This is a genomic window from Paenibacillus urinalis, assembly GCF_028747985.1.
Taxonomy (GTDB): domain Bacteria; phylum Bacillota; class Bacilli; order Paenibacillales; family Paenibacillaceae; genus Paenibacillus; species Paenibacillus urinalis.
Window position 1 is genome coordinate 687501 of sequence record NZ_CP118108.1, and the last position, 19623, is coordinate 707123.

15 protein-coding genes, 2 rRNA genes and 1 riboswitch (1 of these 18 cut by a window edge) are annotated in these 19623 nt (G+C 48.0%); of the genes, 15 read left to right on the top strand and 2 right to left on the bottom strand.

The features are described from left to right. The 3 genes from PUW25_RS03150 to PUW25_RS03160 form a co-directional block, all read left to right on the top strand. Positions 1–1687, top strand: a 23S ribosomal RNA gene (locus PUW25_RS03150) (it extends 1244 nt beyond the left edge of the window). Between the two features lie 272 nt (positions 1688–1959). Continuing rightward, positions 1960–2076 (top strand): 5S ribosomal RNA (gene rrf, locus PUW25_RS03155). Positions 2077–2217: 141 nt separating this feature from the next. Then, positions 2218–3213, top strand: coding sequence for a ketoacyl-ACP synthase III (locus PUW25_RS03160; protein ID WP_047912773.1), 996 nt, complete (start codon positions 2218–2220; stop codon positions 3211–3213). Between the two features lie 93 nt (positions 3214–3306). Here the strand turns inward: PUW25_RS03160 and PUW25_RS03165 are convergent, their stop codons facing one another. Next, complete coding sequence (locus PUW25_RS03165; RefSeq protein WP_193746072.1) at positions 3307–4308, bottom strand: ion channel; 1002 nt, start codon at positions 4306–4308, stop codon at positions 3307–3309. A 269-nt stretch (positions 4309–4577) separates the two neighbouring features. Beyond that, positions 4578–6515 (bottom strand): amidase family protein, encoded by a 1938-nt coding sequence (locus PUW25_RS03170; protein WP_047912775.1) that lies wholly within the window; start codon positions 6513–6515, stop codon positions 4578–4580. 464 nt (positions 6516–6979) lie between these two features. Between PUW25_RS03170 and PUW25_RS03175 the strand changes: the two genes are divergently transcribed. The 12 genes from PUW25_RS03175 to purF all read left to right on the top strand — a co-directional run bounded on the left by PUW25_RS03175 (position 6980) and on the right by purF (position 19613). Beyond that, on the top strand, positions 6980–9124 hold the full coding sequence (locus PUW25_RS03175; protein ID WP_047912776.1) for a DNA topoisomerase III: 2145 nt from the start codon (positions 6980–6982) through the stop codon (positions 9122–9124). An 81-nt stretch (positions 9125–9205) separates the two neighbouring features. After that, positions 9206–9343 carry a hypothetical protein gene (locus tag PUW25_RS03180; RefSeq protein WP_177178806.1) on the top strand — a complete coding sequence of 46 codons (138 nt, stop codon included), beginning with the start codon at positions 9206–9208 and terminating at the stop codon, positions 9341–9343. A gap of 248 nt (positions 9344–9591) precedes the next feature. Then, positions 9592–9855, top strand: a complete 264-nt coding sequence (locus tag PUW25_RS03185; RefSeq protein ID WP_047912777.1) for a DUF1294 domain-containing protein — start codon at positions 9592–9594, stop codon at positions 9853–9855. 98 nt (positions 9856–9953) lie between these two features. Next, positions 9954–10388 carry a universal stress protein gene (locus PUW25_RS03190; protein ID WP_047912778.1) on the top strand — a complete coding sequence of 145 codons (435 nt, stop codon included), beginning with the start codon at positions 9954–9956 and terminating at the stop codon, positions 10386–10388. Positions 10389–10666: 278 nt separating this feature from the next. Beyond that, positions 10667–10768: riboswitch (purine riboswitch) on the top strand. A gap of 190 nt (positions 10769–10958) precedes the next feature. Next, the gene (gene purE / locus PUW25_RS03195) at positions 10959–11444 is read left to right on the top strand and encodes a 5-(carboxyamino)imidazole ribonucleotide mutase (protein ID WP_047912779.1); all 486 of its coding nucleotides are present in this window, start codon (positions 10959–10961) and stop codon (positions 11442–11444) included. Continuing rightward, on the top strand, positions 11441–12619 hold the full coding sequence (gene purK / locus PUW25_RS03200) for a 5-(carboxyamino)imidazole ribonucleotide synthase (RefSeq protein WP_047912780.1): 1179 nt from the start codon (positions 11441–11443) through the stop codon (positions 12617–12619). The genes purE and purK overlap by 4 nt, the downstream gene beginning before the upstream one ends. Before the next feature lie 2 nt (positions 12620–12621). Beyond that, on the top strand, positions 12622–13917 hold the full coding sequence (gene purB, locus PUW25_RS03205; RefSeq protein WP_047912781.1) for an adenylosuccinate lyase: 1296 nt from the start codon (positions 12622–12624) through the stop codon (positions 13915–13917). 57 nt (positions 13918–13974) lie between these two features. After that, positions 13975–14856 (top strand): phosphoribosylaminoimidazolesuccinocarboxamide synthase, encoded by an 882-nt coding sequence (locus PUW25_RS03210; protein ID WP_047912939.1) that lies wholly within the window; start codon positions 13975–13977, stop codon positions 14854–14856. A gap of 134 nt (positions 14857–14990) precedes the next feature. Next, a complete protein-coding gene (gene purS / locus PUW25_RS03215) occupies positions 14991–15236 on the top strand; it encodes a phosphoribosylformylglycinamidine synthase subunit PurS (RefSeq protein ID WP_047912782.1) in 246 nt (81 codons plus the stop codon). A gap of 3 nt (positions 15237–15239) precedes the next feature. After that, on the top strand, positions 15240–15929 hold the full coding sequence (gene purQ / locus PUW25_RS03220) for a phosphoribosylformylglycinamidine synthase subunit PurQ (RefSeq protein WP_047912783.1): 690 nt from the start codon (positions 15240–15242) through the stop codon (positions 15927–15929). Beyond that, positions 15907–18150 carry a phosphoribosylformylglycinamidine synthase subunit PurL gene (gene purL / locus PUW25_RS03225; protein ID WP_047912784.1) on the top strand — a complete coding sequence of 748 codons (2244 nt, stop codon included), beginning with the start codon at positions 15907–15909 and terminating at the stop codon, positions 18148–18150. Before purQ ends, purL begins: the two co-directional genes overlap by 23 nt. Continuing rightward, positions 18135–19613 (top strand): amidophosphoribosyltransferase, encoded by a 1479-nt coding sequence (gene purF, locus PUW25_RS03230; protein ID WP_047912785.1) that lies wholly within the window; start codon positions 18135–18137, stop codon positions 19611–19613. Before purL ends, purF begins: the two co-directional genes overlap by 16 nt. Positions 19614–19623 lie beyond the last annotated feature (10 nt).

The following is a 19623-nucleotide window of genomic DNA, read 5'->3' on the forward strand; positions in this document are numbered from 1 at the left end:
TGTATGCAGCGGTGAAGGTGGACCGGAAGGACTGCTGGAGCGCATACAAGTGAGAATGCCGGTATGAGTAACGAAAAGATCAGTGAGAATCTGATCCGCCGAAAACCTAAGGGTTCCTGAGGAAGGCTCGTCCGCTCAGGGTAAGTCGGGACCTAAGGCGAGGCCGATAGGCGTAGTCGAAGGACAACAGGTCGAAATTCCTGTACCACCGTAAATCGTTACGAGCGATGGGGGGACGCAGTAGGGTAGTGACGCAGACTGATGGATGTCTGTCCAAGCAGTGAGGCTGGTATGTAGGCAAATCCGCATACTATTAAGGCTGGACTGTGATGGGGAGTGAAAATTACAGTAGCGAAGGTCATGATCTCACACTGCCAAGAAAAGCCTCTAGCCAGATGAAGGTGCCCGTACCGTAAACCGACACAGGTAGGTGAGAAGAGAATTCTAAGGCGCGCGGAAGAACTCTCGTTAAGGAACTCGGCAAAATGACCCCGTAACTTCGGGAGAAGGGGTGCCCCGGTAGTGTGAATAGCACGAGGGGGCCGCAGTGAAAAGGCCCAAGCGACTGTTTAGCAAAAACACAGGTCTGTGCGAAGCCGCAAGGCGAAGTATACGGGCTGACGCCTGCCCGGTGCTGGAAGGTTAAGGGGAGCGGTTAGGGGTTAAACCCGAAGCTGTGAACCGAAGCCCCAGTAAACGGCGGCCGTAACTATAACGGTCCTAAGGTAGCGAAATTCCTTGTCAGGTAAATTCTGACCCGCACGAATGGCGTAACGACTTGGGCGCTGTCTCAACGAGAGATCCGGTGAAATTTTAATACCTGTGAAGATGCAGGTTACCCGCGACAAGACGGAAAGACCCCATGGAGCTTTACTGCAGCTTGATATTGGATTTGGGTACGATCTGTACAGGATAGGTGGGAGCCTAGGAAACAGGAGCGCCAGCTTCTGTGGAGGCAACGTTGGGATACCACCCTGATCGTATCTAGGTTCTAACTTGGTACCGTAATCCGGTGCGAGGACAGTGTCAGGTGGGCAGTTTGACTGGGGCGGTCGCCTCCTAAAGAGTAACGGAGGCGCCCAAAGGTTCCCTCAGAATGGTTGGAAATCATTCGAAGAGTGTAAAGGCACAAGGGAGCTTGACTGCGAGACCTACAAGTCGAGCAGGGACGAAAGTCGGGCTTAGTGATCCGGTGGTACCGCATGGAAGGGCCATCGCTCAACGGATAAAAGCTACCCTGGGGATAACAGGCTTATCTCCCCCAAGAGTCCACATCGACGGGGAGGTTTGGCACCTCGATGTCGGCTCATCGCATCCTGGGGCTGAAGTAGGTCCCAAGGGTTGGGCTGTTCGCCCATTAAAGCGGTACGCGAGCTGGGTTCAGAACGTCGTGAGACAGTTCGGTCCCTATCTGTCGTGGGCGTAGGAAATTTGAGAGGAGCTGTCCTTAGTACGAGAGGACCGGGATGGACGTACCGCTGGTGTACCAGTTGTTCCGCCAGGAGCACCGCTGGGTAGCTATGTACGGACGGGATAAGCGCTGAAAGCATCTAAGCGTGAAGCCCCCCTCAAGATGAGATTTCCCAATTAGTAAGACCCCTTGAAGACGACGAGGTAGATAGGCTGGGGGTGGAAGTGCAGCAATGCATGGAGCTGACCAGTACTAATCGGTCGAGGGCTTATCCTAAGAGTTTTCGAAGAAAACTTGCTTCGGAAGCATAAGCACAGGACCCCAATAATGGGGAAAGCAATAAATCGCAAATTGTTTCGTATCTAGTTTTCAGGGAGTAAATCCTTGTAAAGATTTTAAGCTGCATGTCCTTTCTAAGGATTGATATTTTGCTGGTGATGATTCACCGAAGATATCACAGCGCAAAAATCATAACGCTAATGGTTTCATACTCACGAAGCGTGATGTACCGAAACCAACGCGGATCGCATTTGTTGCACAAATGCTTGTTTGGTGGCGATAGCGGAGGGGTTCCACACGTACCCATCCCGAACACGACCGTTAAGCCCTCCAGCGCCGATGGTACTTGGACCGCAGGGTCCTGGGAGAGTAGGACGTCGCCAAGCACACATAAGACACTATCGATGAAATTCGATAGTGTCTTTTTTTTGCTCGAGAGCTTAAACATAAAATATCGAATAATTTAGTACCAAGTACTAGTACCAAGTGTTATAATGGTGATACTAACTGTAAGGAAGGTGAACAGGATGTATCAGTCAAATGCGAAAATTACGGCAATAGGTACTTATGTACCGCAGAAAATATTATCTAACGAAGATCTCGAAAAAATGGTAGATACGAATGATGAGTGGATCGTACAGCGTACAGGCATGCGAGAACGAAGAATAGCTGCTGAGAACGAGTTTGTATCTGATCTGAGCTATAAAGCAGTTGCAGACATGATTAAACGCTACGCTGTTGATGTAACCGATGTAGATATGATTCTGGTGGCCACTAGTACAGCGGAGTATACTTTTCCGAACGTCGCTTCCCGAATTCAACAGCATTTTAATATTAAACAAGCAGGTGCTATTGATCTAGGATCAGCTTGTGCGGGATTTGTTTACGGATTGCAGTTGGCAGATGGAATGGTATCCAGTGGTATTCACAAGAAAGTGCTTGTTGTTGGTGCTGAGACTCTTTCCAAAATCACAGATTATACAGACCGATCTACCTGCATCCTCTTTGGGGATGGGGCCGGAGTTGTGTTGATCGAAAGAGATGCGGAGCATCCAGGATTTATATCTACGGTATCCGGCACTCATGGCAGTGGTGGAGGTCATTTATATAGAAGAACATTTGCTACAGAGATTGATGGACTGAATATTGAGAAGGACTCATTTCTTGTTCAGAACGGACGGGAGGTCTACAAATGGGCAGTACGCCATGTGCCTGAGGCATCTAATCAACTGATTAAGGAATCAGGGCTGCAGCCGGAAGATATCGATTGGTTTGTACCGCACAGCGCGAATTTAAGAATGATTGAATCCATTTGTGTGAAAGGCCCGATTCCTATTGAGCGTACATTGACTAGTGTAGAGTATAGAGGAAATACCTCGGCTGCCTCGATCCCCTTGGCAATTCAGCTCGGACTTGATGACGGGCGTCTGAAATATAATGATAAGATGCTGCTGTTTGGATTTGGTGGTGGCCTAACGTATGCAGGAGTGATTATGCGCTGGACCGTACCGGATAGGGACTAAAACAATAAGGAATGGGGAGCTTGTCCTCATTCCTTTTACATAATGGATTTGAGTATCAAGAGACCTGCGATGAATTGGCATGATTAAAATCTATTATGAATTTATGACATATCCCTCGCTTATCTTTTGGAATGTATTTTCATCCGCGATAATAAATAACTTAGCTTGTTCTGGAATGATAGTATTAGGCCTTCTTATGATACTAGTATCATCGTGATCAGCAATCAATAAGGCACCCATTGCTTTTATTTCCTCGAACGCGTCATTGTAAGTTATCCATTCTTTCTTTTTGTTAATAACATATATTTTCTCGCCACTCTCTGTGCTGAGCAGATTCATAAAAAGCTTGGAAGAACCTTTATGTACACTTGCATGGGCGATCAGATAGGAGATAGACTGCTGTGAAAGGATGAGCTCGTCTACCTTCGCATGCTTAAAGTTCATAAGGTGATTCTCCTTAAGAATCTCTGCTATGGTGTATATATGGCGGTTCACTTTCTCGCCGTAGCTTTCAATTGTTGTGGCAATCAGCAGTGTCTGTCCATCTGCATATTTGGCCGGTACTCCTTGAGGAGAAAAGATAATAACGGCTTTTGATTTGGCCACATTTGCACGATCAAGTGTCTCGTATTCTGTCGGCTCGCCTTGAATGTAATGAATTTGACTATGATCTATGGGGCTCGAAGGAAGATCAGCGATAAGTACGATGTTATGAACGCTGTCGCTGTTCAGCATTTCCTTAATGGTGTCTTTGATCTTATCGTCAGACCAGCCAATAATGACATAATGATCCTCACCTCTATAATCCATTTTTCCTTCCTCCTTCATCTTGATCCATTTAATAAATCGTTCCGATACTTTAGCAACGAGCGTCCCGATCAGAAAAAGTCCTGTAAAAATAACGATCGTACCGAAAATCATTCCAGGTAGGGTCTCAGGGAAGTAATCCCCATAACCGACCGTTGTGGTCGTAACAATAACCCACCAGAGACCTTTGATATAGGTCGAGAATTTCTCAGGCTCCAGAATATGAATGATGATCGGGCTTATGAAGAAGAAGGATAGTGTAAAATAGATAAGCGTTATATTGCTCATTTTAAACATTTTCTCGAAAGCCTTACGCCAAAAAAGCATAGCCCACCTCATTTTTAATTTGTGTAGCGCAGCTGGATTATGGCATTTATTTACGGCTTAAACATAGCTGCGTTCCACTACTTTTCAAAATATTTACAGTGAGTTCTATTATATAAAACTTCTTGCCGCTCGGCTATCTAAATCCTTTCCCTGAAAAAAGAGCACATACCGACTGGGTCGGCATGTGCTCATCTTATGAAATCGTTGTGTGTCTATAAACGATATCATAACTACTCAGACAACATAGGGGCTATACGGTGCTGTGTTCCCTGCTCGTAGCTATAAGCGAGCTTGATGAGTTTACCTTCATCATAGGCTCTGCCAAGGAATTCAATCCCGACAGGAAGTCCGTTCTTGGTGAAACCAGCTGGAACCGTGATAGCGGGGAATCCAGAGAATGCGCTAAGCCGGTTATTACCGCCGGCATTCTGAGGCTCACCTATTACCGCAGCAGCCGCAGCTGTACTAGGATACACAATGGCATCCAGGTTATGGTCTGCCATCACTTGTAGAAGAGAGTCTTTGGCCAGCTTCGTTCGCTTCAGCACGATATCTTTGTATTCCTCGGTTTCCAATGTTTCACGGGCATCGCGGGACTTCATCGATTGCTCTTGGTCTAAATCATAATTGCCAGATGCAATGATCTCAGACAAGGTGGCGTATGGAGCATCTTCACCAAGTCCTTTAAGGTAGTCATTAAGCTGGAATTTGAACTCATAGCTGCTGAGACTTGGATACTTAGAGAGTTCGGCCAAATTAGGGAGCTTGATCTCTACAGCAGTAGCGCCAAGTCCTTCAATTTTATCAATCGCATTATAAATAATGGAGGAGGTTTCTTGTTCTGCATCACTGCTGGTGGAGAAAAGCTCAGTAGCTACACCGATGCGAGCGCCTTGCAGGCCTTGTGGGTCCAAATGATCGAGATAGCTCTCTGGAATTCGTCCGACGCTTGCTGCGGTGCTCACATCCTCAGGGTCATATCCTGCAATAGCATCCAGCATGATCGCAGCGTCTTCGACGGTGCGCGCCATAGGTCCGCCTACATCCTGTGTGAGTGCAAGCGGAATGATTCCGTCACGGCTTGCTAGTCCAATCGTTGGACGAATCCCTACAAGACTATTAAAACTGGAAGGGATACGGATTGAGCCTCCGGTATCTGTGCCTAAGCCTGCAGCTGCAAAGTTGGCGGCAATCGCAGCACCCGTCCCCCCGCTTGAACCGCCGGGATAGTGATCCAGTGCATAAGGGTTTAAGGTCTGTCCACCGAGTGAGCTGGATGTTGTGATGCCGAAGGCAAATTCATGCAGATTTGTTTTGCCCAAGATGATTGCACCGGCTTTTTTCAATCTGGCGATTTGCTCTGCATCTTCATCTGGAATAGAATCCTTGAGGCATAGGCAGCCTGCTGAGGTTGGCATATCATTCGTATCATAATTATCCTTGACCAGAATCGGGATCCCATGAAGATGACTGCGAGGTCCTGTACTTGTACGTTCCTTATCGAGTTCAGCTGCAATATCAAGAGCATCATCGTTTATTGTGAGTACTGCATTTAGAGAAGGACCTTGATCATCATACTGTTCAATCCGATCCAGATACATTTGCACAAGCTGGACAGAGGTCAGCTTTCCTTGTTCCATCGCTTGTTGCATATCTGAAATGGTAGCTTCCTCGATTTCAAAAGGCTGTATGTATTCTAAGACACGTTCATAGATAAGCTGGACATCTGAAACGGTAAGCGGAGTTCTTGGGAAGAAGGAGTCTTTACTGTAGCCTGTCATAATTTCAGCTTGAGCTACAGCACTAATCGCATCAGCATAGGAGCTGTTTTGAGGGGTATCTTTAAATGAACGGTCTGCTGCAGGCAGAGAGAGCCATTCCTGAATGGTTTGGGCTGCGCTTTGTCTTGATATCACGGTGCTGGTGGGTCTCTCCAAGGTAAATGGAACCCCCGCAGTCTCTGCAGCCCGCTTCATTTGATCGTAAAAATAGGCGGCGTCTGCAGGCTTGTTACCGGTGAGCTCGGCAGAGGATGTACCACCTGAAGTTGTTCCGTCTGCTGCTGATGCTGTATAGGCAGGAAGCAGGAAGGAGCTGGTTAGGAGTGCAGCTGCAAGCAAGGCTTGTCCACTTTTTTTCCATCGGCGTAACGGCTGGTTCACATTCATATAAACACTCTCCTTGTAGGTTGATCTTGAGCTCAGAGTCGATAGCATATCCTAACTCGTGTCACTTAGATCTTATTTAATGTCATAAATTGTTACAAGCATAGCAGGTATGTAATAAAGCGATTACATCAATTGTTTTCTGCAAATTGCTCTTTATTTCAGATAAATATCTCTATGAAAATAAAATTGATCAAGGAGTCTTAAGACTATTCTCACAGCTTCAATGTAAACTAAATTGACATTATGAGTATCTAGTTAGTTCTCTCGAGTATACTTCTGCGTTTGTCTAACATGTTAGGAGAGTGGGGCTCTCACTTTATTTGGTTTTCTATTACTTACTCCGTATTGTGAATTTTGTAGTGTCAATCGTTCATAATGAACGTTCTTGGTATGTAAGGACTTCTTCTTTCGCAGGCACTTTAAAGGAATGATATAATGAAGGATGTTATAGAAAGGAGAGTCTCATGAAAGTACTTGTTCTAGCAGAAAAGCCCTCCGTCGCACGTGAGATTGCGCGTGTAATGGGAAGCAGAGAGAAGCATAAGAGCTATTTTGAAGGACCTAAATATGTAGTGACTTGGGCTTTGGGCCATCTGGTCGGATTGGCTGAGCCTGAGGATTATGATCATAAATATGCAACCTGGAACCTTGCGGACCTGCCGATTCTACCGAAGCAGACGAAGCTGAAGGTGCTGAGAGAAACCCAGCATCAATATAAAGCAGTGCAGCAGCTCATGAAGCGACAAGATATCAAGGAACTCGTCATTGCAACTGATGCTGCTCGTGAAGGTGAGCTATTGGCCCGCTGGATTATGCAGATGGCGCATTTCAAGAAGCCTTTTAAACGCTTATGGATCTCGTCTCAGACGGACAAAGCCATCAAAGAAGGGTTTGCAAACTTGAAGCCGGGTCAGCAGTTTGATCGTTTGTATGAATCGGCACGCTGCCGTGCTGAGGCGGACTGGATGATCGGTCTCAATGTCACCCGCGCTCTTACCGTTAAATATAATGCCCAGCTGTCTGCGGGACGCGTCCAAACCCCGACTCTTGGCATGATCATGAATCGGGAAAAGGAAATCATGAATTTCCGATCAGAGGAATACGACACGTTGTCTGCTGATTTTGGCAGCTTCCAAGCAATGTGGCGAGCGCCTCAGGGAGACTCTCGTATTTTTGATAAAGCTCGGACAGAAGAGCTTAAGCGCAAGCTTGAAGGACGTTCCGGCAAGGTCGTTCAAGTCAAAAAAAGCGAGAAGGTTGAAACCCATCCGCTGGCATACGACTTAACCGAGCTGCAGAGAGATGCCAATAAGCGATATGGCTTCTCAGCGAAACAAACCTCTAATCTCCTGCAGAAATTGTACGAGCAGCATAAGCTGGTCACTTATCCACGGACAGACAGCAGATACTTACCTTCAGATATGACAGAGACGTTCAAGGAGCGTCTGGAAAGTGTAGCGGTAGGCCCGTATAGTTCATTAGCAAGACCGCTGCTTCGGACCAAGCTTCTGGTCACGAAGCGTGTGGTGGATGACAGTAAAGTGAGTGACCACCATGCCATTATCCCTACAGAGCAAACGGTTCTGCTCAATCAATTGTCTGCGGAGGAGCGCAAGCTCTACGATCTGATTGTAAGACGATTTATAAGTCTGTTCTATCCACCAGCCCGATATGATGCGGTTCAGGTTAAGATTGAAGCAGAGAATGAAGCTTTTATTGTAAAAGGAACAACGGTTAAAAATCACGGATGGCGTGAAGTATATGGTGCAGAAGGTTACAGCGATGAGGATGAAGAGACTTCTGATGATGACTCCTCGGATTCAAGAGGAAGTGGGCAGCAGCTGCCTGAGCTTCGCGAAGGGGAGCTCATCAAGATTCAGCGATGCATCATCAAGTCAGCTCGTACAATGCCGCCTAAACGCTATAATGAAGCAGCTTTACTGGCTCAGATGGAGAAGCATGGTCTGGGTACACCTGCGACCAGAGCTGATATTATCGAGAAGCTTGTCAGCAGTGACACGATTGAACGTCAGGGCAATGTGATGCACCCTACTGGCAAAGGGAAACAGCTGATTGAACTGGCAGCACCACAGCTTCGTACACCTGAGCTCACTGCCAAATGGGAGTCTGAGCTGGAGCGCATTGGCAAAGGTCAGGGATCTCCTGAACCATTCTTAAACGGAATTCGGAAGATGGCGGACGAACTTGTGCGCAGTGTCAAGAATAGTACCACGGAATACAAGCCGCACAATGTATCTAACAGCCATTGTCCAGATTGTGGTACAAGACTGCTCGAGAAGAAATCCAAGCGAGGCAAGTTCCTCGTGTGTCCTGCGGAGGATTGCAGCTACAAGCGATCGGCAGAGAAACGTTTGTCCAACCGCCGTTGTCCGCAATGCCATAAGAAGATGGAGCTTAAAGAGGGCAAGGCAGGGATGTATGTGCAGTGTCTGCCATGCGGCATCACGGAGACCTTGGATAAGGACAAGCAGCGGGTTAATAAACGTGAGCAGCAGAAGCTTGTTAAGCAGTTCGAGAAAAAGGAGCCGATTGGCTCGAATCTTGGTGATCTGCTGAAGGCAGCGATGGAAAAGAAAGAAGGTAAATAGGGCAGTGTGCGGCGCAATACGAAGTATTCGTATAATGCTCGTCCGAAGATGACAATCTATGTCGTAGGGGGTGAGCGACACATGCCTTATCATAAACCGCTGAAAATTAAAAACCAGCAAAATAAGTCTAGTGTGCTAGAGGAAAGCAGAACCATTCGTCCGGCCAAGGCCGCCCACACTCCGCCAAGCTTGAACGGCATTCCTAAGCAGGAATCCTAAGCTGTAAGCTGTTATTCGCAGTGATAAGCTGGCTGCATGAGAACCAGATTCAATATTGAATCTGGTTCTTTTGCATGCTTTTAGGCGCAGTATGAAGTTATGGATAACTGACGCATAGAATAAAGCCCATATAGATACACTATATTCAGCCAACAACATCGGAGCCTGTCCGAGCTCATTGTCACTCTGTTTCTTCAGAAGCTATAATGGAGTGGGGAATGCGATCCCTAAAGAAAGGGGAATTGCCAATGCGGACAGGCATCATTCTATGGTTTGTTTTTATAAATGTGGTAGCCTATCTTGTGATGTCAGAGGATAAGAGAAGAGCACAAAAAAGACGAGATCGGGTTCCGGAAAAAACGTTGTTTTTACTTGCTGCGATCGGAGGTTCCCTCGGCATACTGATTGCAATGTACCGGAAGCGGCACAAAACAAGGCATGCCAGCTTTACCATTGGCGTACCTGTTCTTCTCTTCGTTAATGCTATACTTTATGGCTATTTTTTAAGCTGAGTTTATTATAACGCTTAGTGAAGCTGACAGACAGCTTGTGATTCAAACAAATCCGTAATCGGTTAAATAGAAGTACATACAGAAAGGTGGCGTTCCTGATGACTTTTTCCAATATTCTACTTGCATACGACGGATCAGAGTTAGCGAACAAAGCGTTTGAGCGCGCAGTGGAGTTAGCCAAATTATCTGACAATACACAGCTGCATATTGTTCATGTATATGATTTCCCGCGGGTATTTATCGGCGAAGGTCTGGCACCAATCCCACCGTCGGTAAACAGTGATGTATATGAGCTTGCTGAAGAGACCGTAGACAAGATTAAGAGACGTCTTGTTAATGAGCAGATCGGTGCTAGGGTTGAACTCATTCAAGGCTCTCCGGTGGATGTCATATTGGAGTATGTGAAACAGAACGAAACGGATCTCATTGTAATAGGCAGCAGAGGACTCAGCGGGATACGTGAATTCGTGCTGGGCAGTGTAAGCCATCGTGTAGTTCAGGAAGCAGACGTTCCCGTACTCGTAGTGAAATAAACAAGATGAAACAGAGCATTTTATTCGAAAAAACCAGTATCTTTCCTGTACTTCATGGGAGCTGCTGGTTTTATTTATGTTTCAATTCAATAAATATCCGAACATTAAATATGGTAAAGATTAAAATGTTCGTCTTTAAGTTGACATGAGGTGTAGGGGATTGTTAAACTGTTAAAGGTAAAAAGAATAAACTCGGAAATCAAAGAAATAAGTAAAACTGCAGAACAAAGAATCAATTATTCTAATACCGATCGTAGTCGTAGTTATGTAATTGATTCGTTCAAAATATAGAATGATCTCGTATAGTACCGGGGATACGGCCCGGAAGTTTCTACCCGAAAACCGTTAATTTTCGGACTACGAGGATATCAGTGTTATGAGCCGCCGCTGATGCAGGGTTTGGCTTGTGTGGAAGCACATCCATGGTGGGTAATTGTCTCTCCCGTAAGGCTGCAGCTCTGATATCTTCATATCGTCCGGAATCCGTATAGTGTCATCAAAACTCGAGGATTTCGGTTTTTTTTCGTCAAATTGAAGGTGCTTGTGATCTAATTCGAGGGAGTGGATATCATGTCAGTGCAAGTTGCCGTAATTATGGGGAGTACATCAGATTGGGAAACGATGAGACATGCCTGTGAAGTGTTGGACGAGCTGGACATTGCTTATGAGAAGAAGGTTGTCTCTGCTCACCGTACGCCGGATCTTATGTTCGAATTCGCAGAGGGCGCGTATGACCGCGGAATCAAAGTGATTATTGCAGGAGCAGGAGGTGCCGCTCATTTGCCTGGAATGGTCGCATCCAAAACCTTGGTTCCTGTGATCGGTGTTCCTGTTCAGTCCAAGGCACTGAATGGTCTGGATTCTCTGCTCTCGATCGTGCAAATGCCTGGCGGTATTCCGGTAGCTACAGTGGCCATCGGCAAAGCAGGAGCAACCAATGCAGGGCTGCTCGCTGCACAGATCATCGGGGCGTTTGAACCTGAGGTTGCGGTTAGAGCACAGGAACGCAGAGATCGAATCCGTAAAGAAGTACTAGAAAGCAGTGATACGTTATGATAAATAAGCTAATCAGCGAGAGCGCGAAGGTCTTCCCTTCTGGAGCCACGATTGGAATCCTTGGAGGCGGACAGCTTGGACGGATGATGACACTATCAGGTACAGCTATGGGATACCGGTTTATTACACTGGAGCCGACCGAGAATTCACCTTGCGGGCAAGTCGCGCGGCAGATTGTAGCAGGTTACGATGATCAGAATGCAGCACGCCAGCTTGCAGAAGAGTGCGATGTAATCACTTATGAGTTTGAAAATGTGGATGCCGAAGTGGCGGCCTTGCTGGAGAACGAAGCGTATGTCCCCCAAGGAAGCAGACTGCTGTATACGACTCAGCATCGTCTTCGGGAGAAGCGTGCCATTGAAGCGGCGGGTGTGCCGGTTGCTCCATATCGGGAAATTACGAGTGCAGAGGACATGAGCGCAGCGGTTGAGGCGCTAGGCGTTCCTTGTGTGCTTAAGACGGTAACTGGAGGCTATGATGGCAAAGGCCAGCGGGTGATTCGTGACAGAGAGGCGGCACTTGAGGCTTACGAGGAGCTGGCGAGCCTTGGTACAGAGCTCGTATTAGAGCAGTTTGTAGCCTTTAACTGCGAAATATCCGTTATTGCTGCACGTAATCCCCAAGGAGAGATTCGGACATTTCCCCCAGCTGAGAATGTGCATGTGAATAATATATTGCACACTTCCGTTGTACCGGCGAGAGTATCATCAGAGCTCCAGCTCGAAGCGCAGCAGCTCGCAGCTAAGATCGCCGAATCGATGGGAGCCGTTGGGCTGCTGGCTGTGGAGATGTTTGTGACAAGAGATGGACAGCTGTACGTTAACGAGCTGGCACCTCGACCACACAACTCAGGTCATTATACGATGGAGGCGTGCAGCACATCACAATTTGAGCAGCATGTAAGAGCTATATGCGGCCTCCCGCTTGCAGATACATGCCTGCTGAGCCCTGTTGTGATGGTGAATGTCCTGGGAGAACATATTGAAGCCGTAATTGATCGATTTGCCAAAAAGGACTCAGACGCAGACGAACTGGGCATTGTACCTAAGCTTCACCTGTACGGCAAAGCCGAAGCCAAGACTGGACGTAAGATGGGACATATCAACCTGTTATGCCATGATGTGCAGCATGCACTGGATTGGATAGACAAAACCAATATATGGAGGAACGAATAGAAATGATTGAACGTTATAGCAGACCCGAAATGCGGGCGATTTGGACGGAAGAGAATAAATTTAAGGCTTGGCTGGAAGTGGAAATTTGTGCATGCGAGGCTTGGGCTGAGCTGGGCGTCATACCACAAGAGGATGCAGCTGTTCTTCGTGAGAAAGCAAGCTTTGACATTGACCGGATCTACGAGATTGAGCAGGAGACACGTCATGATGTCATTGCCTTCACACGTACCGTATCCGAAAGTCTTGGAGAGGAACGCAAATGGGTGCATTACGGTCTGACTTCTACAGATGTTGTTGATACAGCGAACGGTTACCTGCTTCGTCAGGCGAATGAAATTCTTGAGAAGGACATTCTGAACTTCATTCAGATCCTAAGAGACAAAGCGATTGAATACAAGCACACTCCAATGATGGGACGTACACATGGTGTACATGCCGAGCCAACCACCTTTGGTCTGAAAATGGCGCTATGGCATGAAGAGATGAAGCGCAACCTGGAACGCTTCCGTCATGCTGCTGACAATGTCCAGTTTGGCAAAATCTCAGGTGCTGTAGGAACTTATGCGAACATAGATCCTTTCGTTGAGGAATTCGTATGTAAAAAGCTGGGCACGAAGCCGGCTCCGATCTCAACGCAAACATTGCAGCGTGACCGCCATGCTGAATATATGGCAACCCTTGCACTGATCGCGACTTCCTTGGACAAATTCGCGACCGAAGTACGTGCACTCCAGAAGAGTGAATTCCGTGAAGTGGAAGAGGCTTTTGCTAAAGGTCAAAAAGGCTCATCTGCTATGCCGCACAAGCGCAATCCGATCGGCAGCGAGAACATCTCCGGCTTGTCCCGTGTCATTCGCGGACATATGCTGACAGCCTATGAGAATGTAACGCTGTGGCATGAGCGTGATATTTCGCACTCCTCTGCTGAACGCGTCATTCTGCCGGATGCCACGATGCTGCTGAACTATATGCTGAACCGTTTTGGCAACATCATCAAGAACTTGACGGTGTTCCCTGAGAACATGAAGCGCAACATGGCCCGTACTTTCGGTGTTCCGTTCTCCGGACGCATTATGACGAAGCTGATTGATAAAGGCTTCAGCCGTGAAGAAGCGTACGATACAGTTCAGCCTCGTGCGATGGAAGCATGGGAGACACAGCGCCAATTCCGCGACATCGTGGAAGCGACGCCGGCGATTACGGAAGTGCTCAGCACAGAGGAGATCGAGGACGCCTTTAATCCGGCATGGCATCTGAAGCATGTGGATACGATTTTTGACAAATTGGGATTAAACTAGTCCAGCAAGGTATCTGAAGGGCTGATACGGCTTGAAAAAATAATAAAACGTGGAGTGATTAACGTTATGGCTTTATCCACCGCAGCAGAGCTCATTAACGCACCACTGTTATACAAAGGCAAGGTTAGAGAGTTGTACGATTTGGGTGAGCATTTCCTGATCGTCGTAACAGACCGGATTTCAGCATTTGATTATGTGCTGGAGCCGGCTGTTCCGGAGAAAGGCAATGTACTCAATACAGTTAGTGCTTTCTGGTTTGACCAAACGAAGGAATGGATGCCAAACCACGTTGTCCATACCAATGTAGAAGAACTGGGCGATATCGTGCTGGATAAAGAAGCGCTGAGGGATCGGATTATGGTCACGAAAAAAGCCGAGCGTATTGATATCGAGTGCGTGGTTCGCGGATACATTACCGGCAATGGCTGGAGACAGTATCAATCCTCTGGAACAGTTAACGGAATTAAGCTTCCAGAAGGACTACGCAAAAATGCGAAGCTGGATAAGCCGATCTTCACGCCGGCGGCCAAGAACGATGTCGGCCATGATGAGGATATCTCCATTGAGCAGATGAAATCGGCGGTCGGTGAGGAGCTTGCGCTTGAGCTTGAAGCGAAGAGTCTGCAGCTGTATGAGTTTGCGAGAGACTATTGCGAGCAAAGAGGTATTATTTTGGCAGATTGCAAGTTTGAGTTCGGGATCGTGGATGGCGAGGTCATTTTGATAGACGAGATCTTTACCCCTGATGCCTCCCGGTTCTGGGCCAAGGAGAAGTATGCGCTGGACATTGAAATCGACAGCATGGATAAAGAGCCGGTAAGAGCCTATCTGGCATCCACGGATTGGGATAAGAACAGCCAGCCGGAGCCGCTTCCTGAGCATGTCGTGGAGGAAACAAGCCGACGCTATAAAGAGATTAAGGACAGGCTGACCCGTTAATTTAGACATAGGAACTGGGGAAGTACCCGTATCCGTGTTATGGAAACTTAGCAGATAAAAGCTTCATATTAGCAATCATTATCATCATTAATAGTCCATACCTTAAAAACATTCCTTAGGAGGAACTTCCGATCATGATAAAAGCTACTGTATACGTTACGATTAAACAAAGTGTACTTGACCCTCAAGGCGTTGCCGTACAAGGCGCGCTCCATTCCATGGGCTTCAGTGAAGTGGAAGGGGTACGCATCGGCAAATATCTGGAGCTGACACTGGATACAAGTGATCGTAATGAAGCAGAAGAACGCGTTAAGGTCATGTGTGAAAAGCTGCTCGCAAATACGGTTGTCGAAGACTACCGCTTTGAATTGGAGGTTTAATTCATGAAATTTGCAGTTCTCGTGTTTCCTGGATCCAACTGTGATATTGACTGCTATAAGGCAGTAGAAGAAACGATTGGACAGCCCGTGGATTATGTATGGCATACGGCAACAGACCTATCTGCCTATGACTGCATTATCGTTCCCGGCGGCTTCTCTTACGGTGACTATTTAAGATGCGGAGCAATCTCCAGATTTGCTCCAGTGATGAACGAAGTAGCCAAGGCTGCAGAGCAAGGTAAATACATTATCGGGATCTGCAACGGATTCCAAATCCTGACGGAAGCAGGGCTTCTCCCTGGCGCATTGCTGCGCAATACAGGTATGAAGTTTGTGTGCCATGACTCCGTACTCCAAGTGGAGAACAACAACACCCCATTTACAAGCGAGTATGAACTTGGGGAAGAGATTATTATCCCGATCGCGCATGGGGAAGGCAACTATTATTGTGATGAAGAGACGCTTGAGAAGCTTAAAACAAACAATCAAATCGTCTTTACTTATAAAAACAATCCGAACGGCTCCTTGAATAACATCGCCGGCGTAAGCAATGAGCGCGGCAACGTGGTAGGCATGATGCCTCACCCGGAACGTGCGGTGAATGAAGTGCTTGGAACGACAGACGGCAAACGCATGTTTACATCGATTTTGAACTCCTGGAGGGATCAGCATGACACAGCAAGTATCCGCTAAAGAACCAACCGCAGCACAGATTGCCGAGCATAAACTTTATCAGCAAATGGGCGTATCTGACAGTGAATATGACCTGATCGTGTCCTTCATGGGACGTCAGCCGAACTACACGGAGATCGGTGTATTCAGTGTTATGTGGTCAGAGCACTGTGCTTACAAGAACTCCAAGCCGCTGCTGCGCCGTTTCCCGACGACAGGCGAACGTGTCCTGATGGGACCGGGTGAGGGTGCAGGGATTGTCGACATTGGAGATAACCAGGCGGTTGTATTCAAGATCGAGAGTCATAACCATCCTTCCGCGGTTGAGCCTTTCCAAGGTGCAGCAACAGGAGTTGGCGGAATTATCCGCGACATTTTCTCCATGGGTGCAAGACCGATCGCATCCCTCAACTCCTTGCGCTTCGGCAAGCTGGAAAGTGATCGTGTGAAATATTTGTTTGAGCACGTCGTATCCGGTATTGCGGGCTACGGTAACTGTATCGGCATTCCGACGGTAGGCGGAGAAGTGATGTTTGACGAGAGCTATGACGGTAATCCGCTCGTAAATGCGATGTGCGTGGGTCTGATCGATCATGACAAAATTCAGCGTGGAGTTGCTAAAGGGGTAGGTAACCCGGTGTTTTACGTGGGACCTCCAACTGGACGTGACGGTATTCACGGAGCAACCTTTGCTTCGGTGGAGCTGACAGAGGAATCTGAATCCAAGCGTACAGCAGTACAGGTCGGCGACCCGTTCATGGAGAAGCTGGTAATGGAGGCTTGTCTTGAGCTGATTGATACTGGCATCGTGCTCGGTATTCAAGATATGGGTGCTGCTGGTCTTACGTGCTCCAGTGCGGAAATGGCAAGTAAGGCAGGAAATGGACTGGAGCTGTATCTGGATCAAGTGCCTCAGCGTGAAGAAGGTATGACACCATACGAGATGATGCTGTCCGAATCTCAAGAACGCATGCTGTTCGTCGTAGAGCCTAAAGACGAAGCACAAGCACGTGAAATTTTTGAGCGTTGGGGCGTGATCTGTGCAAAAGTCGGCAAGGTTACGGATGACGGACGACTGAAGCTGTACCATCACGGTGAAGTCGTTGGCGACATGCCGGTAACGGCATTGGTTGACGAATGCCCGGTATATAACAAACCATCCTCTGTCCCTGCTTATTATATTGAAAATGAAAAAATCGACACCCTGCGTTATGAAGAAGTGTCGGATCTGACAGGAGCTTTGAAAAAAGTGCTGTCCTCTCCGACCGTATCCAGCAAAGCTTGGGTGTATGACCAATATGACTATATGGTACGGACCAGCACTGCCGTTCGTCCAGGATCGGATGCGGCGGTAGTAACGGTGCATGGCACTCGTAAAGGTCTTGCAATGACAACAGACTGTAATGGCCGTTATGTATATCTGGATCCTGAAGTAGGCGGCAAAATTGCGGTCAGCGAAGCTGCCCGTAACATCGTTTGCTCTGGGGCAGAGCCGCTGGCGATTACAGACAACCTGAACTTTGGTTCGCCGGAGAAGCCGGACATCTTCTGGCAGATGGAAAAAGCGGTAGACGGAATGGCTGAGGCATGTACGGTACTGGGTACGCCGGTTATCGGGGGTAACGTAAGCTTATATAACGAAAATGCCAAAGGTGCAATTTACCCAACGCCTGTCGTTGGTATGGTCGGACTTGTGCATGATACAGACCATATTACGACACAAGGCTTCAAGAAAGAAGGAGATGTCATTCTTCTTCTTGGGAATACACATGCTGAGCTTGGCGGCAGCGAGTTCCAGTATGCGGTTCATGGCTTGACGGAAGGACGCCCTCCACAGCTTGATCTTGAAGTGGAGAAGAAGCTGCAGGAAGCGGTACTGGGTGCTATTCAAAAAGGACTCGTACAATCTGCGCATGACTTGTCTGAAGGCGGACTTGGCGTGGCACTGGCCGAGAGCTGTATCAGCGGCGGTATTGGTGCGAGCGTGAGCTTTACAACAGACCTTCGCGGAGACGTGGCTCTATTCAGCGAGAGCCAATCCCGTATTCTACTGACGGCAGACCAAGCACAGGCAGAGGAACTGGAAGCGTTCGTGAGAAACAGCGGCGTTCCGGTTCAAGTGATCGGACAAGTGAAAGGAAGCAATCTTAAATTGGAGTTGAACGGCACATCAGCTGTGGACGAACCGGTAGCGGTTCTGAAACAGGTCTGGGAGGATGTTATTCCATGTCTGATGAAGTAAAGACCCCGCAGTTTTGGACCGGCGATTACTACAACGAGGGTTCGGGCAAAGAGGGACTGTTTGATAAATTGAAAGAGGAGTGCGGGGTGTTCGGGGTGTATAGACACCCTGACGCGGCCTCCTTGTCCTATTACGGACTGCATGCCCTGCAGCATCGCGGCGAGGAAAGTGCCGGAATGTGTGTCAGTGACGGCAGCGAATTTCACTATCACCGCGGAATGGGACTTGTCAAAGAGGTGTTTACCAAGGATCTCATGGCTTCCCTCTCCGGAGATATTTCGATCGGTCATGTGCGTTATTCAACCAGCGGAGACAGCAAGCTGACGAATGCACAGCCGCTCGTATTTAAATATCGTGACGGCGATCTGGCGGTTGCGACGAACGGAAATATCGTGAACGCGCCAGAGATTCGCAAGGAGCTGGAGCAAGGCGGTTCCATTTTTCAAACGACGAGTGATACCGAGGTTATTGCACACTTGATCGCTCGTTCACCTAAGGATTTGGTTGAGGCGGCAAAAGATGCATTCCGCCGGATTGTTGGAGGCTATGCTTTCCTGATCATGACCAACGATCGGCTGATCGTTGCATCGGATGCTCATGGACTGCGTCCACTGACGATGGGCAAACTCGGCGATGCCTATATTTTTGCTTCCGAAACCTGTGCACTGGAGACGATTGGTGCTGAGCTGATCCGGGACATTGAGCCAGGAGAAATGCTGGTGCTTGACAGCGATGGGCTGCATGAAGACCGCTTCGAGGAGAAAAAGCACCGGAAAGCGCTGTGTGCGATGGAATATATCTACTTCGCGCGTCCGGACAGTGATATGAATGGAGCCAATCAGCATGGTGCACGGAAGCGGATGGGCAGCCGGCTGGCGATTGAATCGTTTGTGGATGCGGATGTCGTAACGGGTGTTCCCGATTCCAGTATTTCCGCGGCAATAGGCTATGCTGAGCAGACGGGTATTCCCTATGAGCTGGGGATGATTAAGAACAAATATACGGGACGTACCTTTATTCAGCCAAGTCAGGAGCTGCGTGAGCAGGGAGTGAAGATGAAGCTGAGTGCGGTGCGCCGGGTCGTAGAAGGCAAGCGGGTTGTCATGATTGACGATTCCATCGTGCGCGGTACGACATCACGCCGGATCGTGAACATGCTCCGGGATGCAGGAGCGACTGAGGTGCATGTACGTATTACATCACCACCGTTCAAGAATCCATGCTTCTACGGGATTGATACCCCGAACCGGGATGAGCTGATTGCTTCTTCCAAATCGATTGAGGAGATCTGCCGGGAGATTAACGCAGATTCACTGTCATTCCTCAGTCCCGAAGGTTTGATCTCTTCTATAGAAGGTAACCACCAGGATGAATATAAAGGCGGCTTATGCCTTGCCTGTTTCGATAATGACTACCCAACGACGCTGGACTTCAAGGATGCGAAGGCGGGCTGCGGCTGTTAATACGCCGCAG